General features: G+C 60.1%; 10 protein-coding genes. 9 read left to right on the forward strand and 1 reads right to left on the reverse strand.

The features are described from left to right. From QZ511_RS15645 to QZ511_RS15675, 7 genes are all read left to right on the forward strand, one after another. Window positions 1–351 (forward strand): Rnf-Nqr domain containing protein (locus tag QZ511_RS15645; protein ID WP_295803784.1); only part of this gene is annotated, 351 nt, incomplete at its 5' end. A 3-nt stretch (window positions 352–354) separates the two neighbouring features. Continuing rightward, window positions 355–963: an NADH:ubiquinone reductase (Na(+)-transporting) subunit E gene (gene nqrE, locus QZ511_RS15650; RefSeq protein ID WP_295803789.1), complete on the forward strand. Its 609-nt coding sequence runs from the start codon at window positions 355–357 to the stop codon at window positions 961–963. An 18-nt stretch (window positions 964–981) separates the two neighbouring features. Next, window positions 982–2,208, forward strand: coding sequence for an NADH:ubiquinone reductase (Na(+)-transporting) subunit F (nqrF, locus tag QZ511_RS15655; protein WP_295803792.1), 1,227 nt, complete (start codon window positions 982–984; stop codon window positions 2,206–2,208). A gap of 64 nt (window positions 2,209–2,272) precedes the next feature. Then, complete coding sequence (locus tag QZ511_RS15660; RefSeq protein WP_295803795.1) at window positions 2,273–3,295, forward strand: FAD:protein FMN transferase; 1,023 nt, start codon at window positions 2,273–2,275, stop codon at window positions 3,293–3,295. Between the two features lie 2 nt (window positions 3,296–3,297). Then, on the forward strand, window positions 3,298–3,555 hold the full coding sequence (gene nqrM, locus QZ511_RS15665; protein ID WP_295803797.1) for a (Na+)-NQR maturation NqrM: 258 nt from the start codon (window positions 3,298–3,300) through the stop codon (window positions 3,553–3,555). A 66-nt stretch (window positions 3,556–3,621) separates the two neighbouring features. Next, a complete protein-coding gene (gene sthA / locus QZ511_RS15670; protein ID WP_295803800.1) occupies window positions 3,622–5,019 on the forward strand; it encodes a Si-specific NAD(P)(+) transhydrogenase in 1,398 nt (465 codons plus the stop codon). Then, window positions 5,016–5,483, forward strand: a complete 468-nt coding sequence (locus tag QZ511_RS15675) for a thioesterase family protein (protein ID WP_295803803.1) — start codon at window positions 5,016–5,018, stop codon at window positions 5,481–5,483. Before sthA ends, QZ511_RS15675 begins: the two co-directional genes overlap by 4 nt. Before the next feature lie 109 nt (window positions 5,484–5,592). Here QZ511_RS15675 and QZ511_RS15680 read toward each other — a convergent pair whose 3' ends face one another. Then, complete coding sequence (locus QZ511_RS15680; protein WP_295803805.1) at window positions 5,593–5,889, reverse strand: hypothetical protein; 297 nt, start codon at window positions 5,887–5,889, stop codon at window positions 5,593–5,595. A gap of 187 nt (window positions 5,890–6,076) precedes the next feature. On the opposite strand from QZ511_RS15680, the gene QZ511_RS15685 reads away from it, so the two are divergent. Beyond that, on the forward strand, window positions 6,077–7,708 hold the full coding sequence (locus QZ511_RS15685) for an alpha/beta-hydrolase family protein (protein WP_295803807.1): 1,632 nt from the start codon (window positions 6,077–6,079) through the stop codon (window positions 7,706–7,708). A gap of 85 nt (window positions 7,709–7,793) precedes the next feature. Next, the coding region (locus tag QZ511_RS15690) for an ABC transporter permease (RefSeq protein ID WP_295803810.1) at window positions 7,794–8,372 on the forward strand (579 nt) is incomplete at its 3' end.

Raw genomic sequence — 8,372 nt, forward strand, 5'->3', positions numbered from 1 at the left:
AACTGTATCCTGATGGGCCGCGCGGAAGCGCTTGCCATGAAGCACGGTCCCAAGGACAGCTTCTTCGACGGTATCGGTAACGGTCTGGGTTACAGTGTCATCCTGATTGGCCTCGCGGTCGTTCGTGAACTCTTCGGCGCTGGCAAGCTGATGGGCATCGAAATCCTGTCTACCGTGAACAACGGTGGCTGGTACGTGCCCAACGGTATGCTGCTGCTGCCGCCGAGCGCTTTCTTCCTGATCGGTCTGTTCATCTGGGCAATCCGTACCTGGAAGCCGGCGCAGGTGGAAGAGGACGAGTTCAAGATTACGTCCAACTCTAAAGTGCCGCTGGCGCAACAGGAGGCCTGATAGATGGAACATTTTATTTCTCTGATCATCCGCGCCGTTTTCGTAGAAAACATGGCGCTGGCCTTCTTCCTCGGGATGTGTACCTTCCTCGCGGTTTCCAAGAAGGTCGAAGCGGCGGTTGGCCTTGGCGTTGCGGTTATCGTGGTGCTGACCATTACCGTTCCGGTTAACAACCTGATTTACACCTACCTGCTGAAAGACGGCGCGCTGGCCTGGGCCGGCTACCCGGACGTGGACCTGAGCTTCCTCGGCCTGCTGTCTTACATCGGCGTAATTGCAGCACTGGTACAGATCCTGGAAATGTTCCTGGATAAATATGTACCGGCGCTCTACAACGCCCTGGGTGTGTTCCTGCCGCTGATTACCGTGAACTGCGCCATCATGGGTGCGTCACTGTTCATGGTGGAGCGCGAATACAATTTTGGTGAAAGTGTTGCCTACGGCTTCGGCGCCGGCCTCGGCTGGGCACTGGCGATTACCGCACTGGCCGGTATCCGCGAGCGCATGAAGTACAGCGATGTACCGGAAGGCCTGAAAGGCCTGGGTATCACCTTCATTACCGTTGGTCTCATGTCGCTGGGCTTCATGTCCTTCGGCGGCATCGATATCTAAGCGGGGAGGTCGAATAACATGGAATTAACGGATATTTATTTCGGCGTAGGCATGTTCACCGTGATCGTGCTGGCGCTGGTGGCAATCATTCTGGTTGCCCGCTCGCGCCTGGTGAACACCGGCGACGTCAACATCCTGGTCAACGGTGAGAAAACCCTCACCGTGCCGGCTGGTGGCAAGCTGCTGCAGACCCTGGCTGCCAACAACCTGTTCCTGGCCTCTGCCTGTGGCGGTGGCGGTAGCTGCGCCCAGTGCGTGTGCAAGGTGATGGAAGGCGGTGGCGATATGCTGCCGACCGAAGCTGCGCACTTCACCCCGCGTGAAGCGAAGCAGGGCAAGCGTCTGTCCTGTCAGGTTGCAGTAAAGCAGGACATGAAGATCGAAGTGCCGGAAGAGGTGTTCGGTGTGAAGCAGTGGGAATGCACTGTGGAATCCAACCCCAACGTGGCCACCTTCATTAAAGAGCTGACCCTGAAACTGCCGGAAGGCGAGAACGTCGACTTCCGCGCGGGTGGTTACGTCCAGCTGGAAGCGCCGCCCCACCACGTGAAATTCTCCGATTTCGATATCGACGAAGAGTACCGTGGCGACTGGGAACACTTCGGCTTCTTCAAGCTGGAGTCCAAGGTTACCGAACCGGTGGTGCGCGCTTACTCCATGGCCAACTACCCGGAAGAGAAGGGCGTTGTTAAGTTCAACATCCGTATCGCTACTCCGCCGCCGCGCACCGAGGGTATTCCCCCGGGCCAGATGTCTTCCTACGTCTTCAACCTGAAGCCGGGCGACAAGATGCGCGTGTACGGTCCCTTCGGTGAGTTCTTCGCCAAGGAAACCGACAACGAGATGGTCTTCATCGGTGGTGGTGCCGGTATGGCGCCGATGCGCTCGCACATCTTCGACCAGCTGAAGCGTCTGCACAGCACCCGCAAGATCAGCTTCTGGTACGGTGCGCGCTCCCTGCGCGAGATGTTCTACGAGGACGACTACAACGGCCTGCAGGACGAGTTCGACAACTTCAAGTGGCACATCGCCCTGTCGGATCCGCAGCCGGAAGATAACTGGACCGGTTACACCGGCTTCATCCACAACGTAGTGTACGAAAACTACCTGAAGGACCACCCGGCGCCGGAAGACTGTGAGTACTACATGTGTGGGCCGCCCATGATGAACGCGGCGGTGATCAACATGCTGAAAGACCTGGGCGTAGAGGATGAGAACATCCTGCTCGACGATTTCGGCGGCTGATAGTCGTATGCATCGTTCTGGTATAACAACCACAAAAACAGGGCCGCAGCTTTCGGCCCTGTTTTTGTTTGTAAACAAGGGGATTGCCAGTATTGCCCTGGCATTGCTGGCGCTGGTGCTCGCGTCCTGTGTCGACAGCAGCCGCGACTGGAAGCTGACTGGACCGACCATGGGCACCAGCTACCACATCACCGTGGTGCAGGTACCGGCCGGTATCGAGAAGGCGATCCTGCAGTCGGCGATCGACGCGGAACTCGAGGCGGTCAACCAGGAGATGTCCACCTACATCCCGGATTCCGAACTGATGCGTTTCAACGGCGCGGCGGTCGGCGAGGCGGTGGAGGTGTCTGAGCATCTTGCGGATGTGATCGCGCGCGCCCTGTCCATCCATCAGCGCAGCCACGGTGCCTTCGATGTCACCGTCGGCCCGCTGGTCAATCTGTGGGGCTTTGGTCCCAAGCCGGAGCCGCAGGCGGTGCCGGATGATGCCCAGATCGCACAGTTGCAGCAGGTGCTTGGCTCCGATGCACTCACGCTCGAAGGGCTTACGCTGAGCAAGAGCCGACCGGTGGCTATCGACCTGTCCGCTATCGCCAAGGGGCACGGTGTTGACCGGGTTGCCCGGTTGCTGGAATCAAAGGGGATCGACAACTACCTGGTGGAAGTGGGTGGCGAGCTGCGTACCGCAGGCGTTAACCCCCAGGGCAATCCGTGGCGTATCGGCATCGAACGCCCGACCGCGGGCCAGGTGGTGCAGAAGCCGATCCAGGTCAGTGGCAAGGCGGTGGCGACGTCCGGAGACTATCGCAATTACTATGAGCGCGATGGCAAGCGCTACGCGCACACCATTGATCCCAGGAGCGGCCGCCCGGTCGAGCACAAACTGGCATCGGTAACGGTGATTGCGGATAACTGTGCCGAGGCCGATGGCCTGGCAACAGCGCTCAATGTGATGGGCGCGGATGCTGCGTTAAAATTGGCAGAGGAAGAAGGCCTCGCCGTGTTTCTGCTGGTAAAAGCGGATGACGGCTTCGAAGAGCGCTACAGCGCGGCCTTTCGTCCCTATCTTGAAAGTCAGGGGAGGTAACCGTGGCTATTTATATTCTCGCATTTGTGATTCTGGTGCTGATTGTGACCGGCATGGCGCTGGGGGCAATCGTCCAGAACAAACCGCTGAAAGGCTCCTGTGGTGGCCTGAACAAGATTGGCATGAAAAGAGATTGCGATATCTGCGGCGGAGATGACCAGGAGTGTGAAAAGGAGCAGGAGCGCCAGCGCAAGATTGCGCAGGCTAAGGCTGCGTCCGAATCCGATCTGGCTTACGATGCGACCAAACGCCGGGTTTGAGTCCCGATTCGTCGCGCGCAAGCCCGCATGATGCAATAACAATCAAATAACCAAGACTGAAGTTCGATGGCAGAATCCAAGTACGATCTGGTGGTAATCGGCTCCGGCCCGGCCGGTGAAGCAGCGGCCATGAGTGCCGCAAAGAAAGGGATGCGCGTTGCGGTAATCGAGCGCACCCCGGCAGTTGGTGGCAACTGTACCCACAAGGGGACCATTCCATCCAAGGCGCTGCGCCACTCGGTAAAACAGCTGATGCGCTACAACACCCAGAGCGTTTTCCGCGCACTGGGTGAGCCGCGCCGGCTGACTTTCCCGCAGGTAATGCGCACGGTGAACAAGGTCATTTCCTATCAGGTGGAAATGCACACCAGTTTTTACGCGCGCAACCGCGTCGACCTGATCGTCGGCGATGCCAAGTTCCGGGATGCCGACAGTGTGGTCGTGCAGCTGATGGACGGCGCGCGGGAAATCGTAACCGCAGACAAGTTTGTGATCGCCACCGGCTCGCGCCCGTATCGCCCCGCGGATGTGGACTTCAACCACGAGCGCATTTATGACAGCGATACCATCCTGGATATGGAGCACACGCCGCAGGCCATCATCATCTACGGCGCCGGTGTGATCGGCTGTGAATACGCATCGATTTTTGCCGGGCTCGGGATCAAGGTAGACCTGATCAACAGCCGCGGACACCTGCTGGAATTCCTCGACGACGAAATCTCCGATGCCCTGAGCTATCACCTGCGGGATATGGGCGTCACCGTGCGTCACCGCGAGGAATACGCCAAGGTAACCGGTACCGATCGCGGTGTGGTGATGGAAATGCAATCCGGCAAGCGCATTTCTGCAGATGCCCTGCTGTGGTGTAACGGCCGCTCCGGTAACACCGGCAGCCTGGGGCTGGAGAATGTCGGCCTCGAGGCCAACCACCGCGGACAGCTGGCGGTGGACGAACACTACTGCAGCTCGGTGGAAAATATTTACGCGGTGGGCGACGTGATCGGCTGGCCGAGCCTGGCCAGCGCTTCCTACGACCAGGGCAGGGCAGTGGCATCTGCCATTGCCGGGCGCGGCCACCGGGTAATCGAGGATGCTCCCACCGGCATTTACACGCTGCCGGAGATTTCTTCGGTGGGTAAAACGGAAACCGAGCTCACCAATGCCAAGGTGCCCTATGAAGTGGGCCGTGCACTGTTCAAGCACACCGCGCGGGCACAGATTTCCGGCGAGCGCGTGGGCATGCTGAAAATCCTGTTCCATATCGAAACCCGGGAAATTCTCGGCATTCACTGCTTCGGTGCCGAGGCGGCGGAGATCGTGCATATCGGCCAGGCGATCATGAAACAGCCGGCGCCGAACAACACCATCGATTTCTTCGTGAACACCACGTTCAACTACCCGACCATGGCCGAAGCCTATCGCAGTGCGGCACTGGACGGCCTCAACCGGATTACCCGGCTGTGAGCGAGCCGTCTCCACAGGAGTTCCGCGGGCTGGTAGAGGGAATCTTCAAGCAGATTCCCTTTATCCAGGAAATTGGCCTGGAGCTGCACGACTTCGATCTGGAGCAGCAGATCCTGTCTGCCGCTTTCTCGCTGAAGCCGGAGCTGATCGGCAACAGCTGGACCAACATCCTGCACGGCGGGGTAATCGCAACCGCACTGGATACGGTTGGTGGATTGACGGCAATGGTGGCGGCCTACCATCGGATGGGTGGCGCCATCGAGTGGGAAGAAAAAGTCCAGCGCCTGACGCGGCTGGGTACCGTTGATATGCGGGTGGATTACCTCAAGCCCGGGCGCGGCCAGCACTTTATCTGCAGTGGCACGGTACTGAGGGTGGGAAACAAACTGGTGGTGACGCGGATGGAACTGCACAACGATGCGCAGGACCTGATTGCCACCGGTACCGCGACCTTTCTCTATTGAGATTGCTCGCGCTGCTATCCGGCAGGGGCTTGGACTGCCGGCAATAAAGCCGGCAAATAAAAAAGGGCGGCAACCCGTGAGGTTGCCGCCCTTTTTTATTTGCCCCGGGTTAACCCCGGTGCTTCTTGACCGTGTGCAGCGCAACATCCCGCTCAAAGTACACGTAGAAGTCGGCATATTCCCAGCGCGTAATGGCGGGTTCTCCCACCGGGCCCATGATATTCAGGGGCTCGCCCAGGCGGGCAGTGACTTCGTGTTTCTTGAGACCGCGAACCCGCTCTACGTAGGTATCGCTGCCCTGGGCGCCAACCGGCACTTCGAGGGTTTCTGCGAAGGTAGCGGCAGACAGTGCCAGACAGGCGGCACCGGCCAGGGCGGGGAGTTGTTTGCGGAGGCTGCTGAACATGGGTCCTTCTCCGGGTAGTTGTTATCTGAATTGGCAACCATTAAAGCAGATATTGTGCCCAAACACGCGGATTTCTTCACGTTTTTCCTCGCCCGCGGCCGGCTCTGCTCTGCTGTTCAGGCTTGCGGAAACGGCGACAAAGCGCTGTGCTAGGCTAATTTTTGAGCGCTTGTTTTGGCATTCATGGATGAAATCCAGATTTTTCTTTTCTACCGCGGGGTTGCTGCTTGGAACCCTGTTCTTTGCCCTGTCACTGACACCTTCCCTTATTCCCCGGGAAGGGGTTACCCAGGGCGTCATATCCGGTATCGCGCTCGCCGCGGGTTACGGGGTGGGCGTGTTTCTCGAGTGGTTGTGGGGCTTCCTCGAGCTGCCGTTCGGCAGTCCGCGTTTGCAGCGCCTGCTGCGCTGGATAGCGGGCGGTATCTGCGGCCTGCTGGTGATCGGGTTCCTGTGGCGGGCGAGCCACTGGCAGAACGCCGTGCGCGCGCTGATGGGGCTGGAGCCGGCGCCCGGCGTCCGCGTCATCACCGTGGCTGCGGTCGCCGCAGCGGTATTCCTGGTTTTCCTGTTGCTGGCAAAGCTGTTCCGGCACCTGTTTTATTTCGTGTCCGGCAGGCTGGAGCGCAGGGCGCCGCGGCGCATTTCGGCAATCCTGGGCCTGTTGGTGGTTGCCGGGCTGTTCTGGGCGGCGATCAACGATGTACTGCTCACCGCCGCACTCAAGCGCGTCGACAGGATCTATCAGCAGCTGGATGCGAATGTGGTGCCGGATATGGCCACGCCCACGGACCCGATGAAAGCGGGCAGCGCCGAGTCCCTGGTGCGGTGGCAGGATATGGGGCACCAGGGGCGGCGCTATCTGGCCCTCGGGCCCACCGCTAAAGACATTGCCGAGGTGACCGGTATTGCGGACGATCCCATCCGGGTCTATGTGGGCCTGAATGCCGCGGAGACCCCGGCGCAGCGGGCACAGCTGGCGCTGGAAGAACTCAAGCGGGTAGGGGGCTTCGAGCGCAGTTACCTGATCCTGATCACGCCTACCGGTACCGGCTGGGTGGACCCCGGTGCAATCAACGCCATCGAATACCTGCTGCGGGGCGACGTTGCCAGCGTGGCGGGGCAGTACTCCTATCTTCCGAGCCCCATTTCGCTGATGACCGAGGATGCCTACGGACGGGAAACCGCGGAGGCGCTGTTCCACAGTATTTACGGTTACTGGCACCGGCTGCCCCGGCAGACGCGCCCGAAACTCTACCTCTTCGGCCTGAGTCTTGGCGCGTTGAATTCCGACCGCTCGTTTGATTTCTACGACATAGTGGACGACCCCTTTCACGGTGCACTGTGGACCGGGCCGCCGTTCCGCAGCGATACCTGGCGCGAGGTTACCGCCAAACGCGACCCGGGCTCACCGGCGTGGCTGCCACAGTTTCGCGGCGGTGCCATGGTGCGGTTTGGCAATCACTTCGGCGGCTACGACAAGGGCAGCGTGCCCTGGGGGCATTTCCGCATCGCCTACCTCCAGCACGGCAGCGACCCGATTGTGTTTTTCGACCCCGCCGCAGCCTACCGCCGGCCGGCGTGGATGCGCGCACCGCGGGCGCGGGATGTTTCCAGCGACCTGCAGTGGTACCCCATCGTGACCATGCTGCAGCTGGCGATGGATATGCACGCCGGTGTCGCGCCCATGGGTTTCGGGCACAGCTACGCACCGGCGGACTATGTTGACGCCTGGTATCACCTGGTCGAGCCCGGGGGCTGGGATGACGCAAAGCTGAAGTTGCTGGAGAAAAATCTGCTGAAGTGGAATCCGCGCTGAACCGCGTTGTCCAAACTGCTCGCAGCGCCGCGTAATGTGCGTAAATACTTGGATTTCTTGGCGTTTTTCCGCTTAAATCAGCTACATGATAAAACCAGTTCCGCTCTATATCGGCCTGCGCTATGTGGCCGCCCGCCGCCGGCAGCAATTCATATCCTTCATCAACGGTTTCTCCCTGCTGGGCATGGCGCTGGGGGTACTCGCGCTGATTGTGGTGACCTCGGTGATGAACGGGTTCGACCGCGAGCTGAAGACGCGCATTTTGTCGGTCGTACCCCACGGCTTCGTGGAGAAAAAGGACGGGCTGGAAGACTGGCAAACGAATGCCGAGGCACTGCGCCAGCAGCCGCACGTGGTCGCCGCCAGTCCGTTTGTGCGCGGCTTTGCCCTGCTGGGGGCCCACAACCAGTCCCAGGGCGTGGAGTTCCAGGGGGTGGATCCGGTCGCGCTGCGGGAAGTCTCCGCCGTCGGCGAACACATGCTGATGGGCAGTCTGGATACCCTGGAATCCCGCAGTTACAACATCGTGCTCGGGCGCATTCTCGCCCGCCAGCTGGGCGTGATTCCCGGCGACAGCGTCATTCTCACCCTGCCGGAAGTGGTGATTACCCCCGCCGGCATCTTCCCCCGCACCAAACGCTTTACCGTCGCCGGCGTATTTTCC

Origin of the sequence: uncultured Microbulbifer sp., from assembly GCF_913055755.1 — a bacterium.
Lineage (GTDB): Bacteria > Pseudomonadota > Gammaproteobacteria > Pseudomonadales > Cellvibrionaceae > Microbulbifer.

Excerpts from the sequence above, each read along its gene's own strand:
- nqrE (WP_295803789.1), top strand. The coding sequence starts at position 355 with ATGGAACATTTTATTTCTCTGATCATCCGCGCCGTTTTCGTAGAAAAC.
- nqrF (WP_295803792.1), top strand. The coding sequence starts at position 982 with ATGGAATTAACGGATATTTATTTCGGCGTAGGCATGTTCACCGTGATC.
- sthA (WP_295803800.1), top strand. The coding sequence starts at position 3,622 with ATGGCAGAATCCAAGTACGATCTGGTGGTAATCGGCTCCGGCCCGGCC.
- QZ511_RS15680 (WP_295803805.1), bottom strand. The coding sequence starts at position 5,889 with ATGTTCAGCAGCCTCCGCAAACAACTCCCCGCCCTGGCCGGTGCCGCC.
- QZ511_RS15685 (WP_295803807.1), top strand. The coding sequence starts at position 6,077 with ATGAAATCCAGATTTTTCTTTTCTACCGCGGGGTTGCTGCTTGGAACC.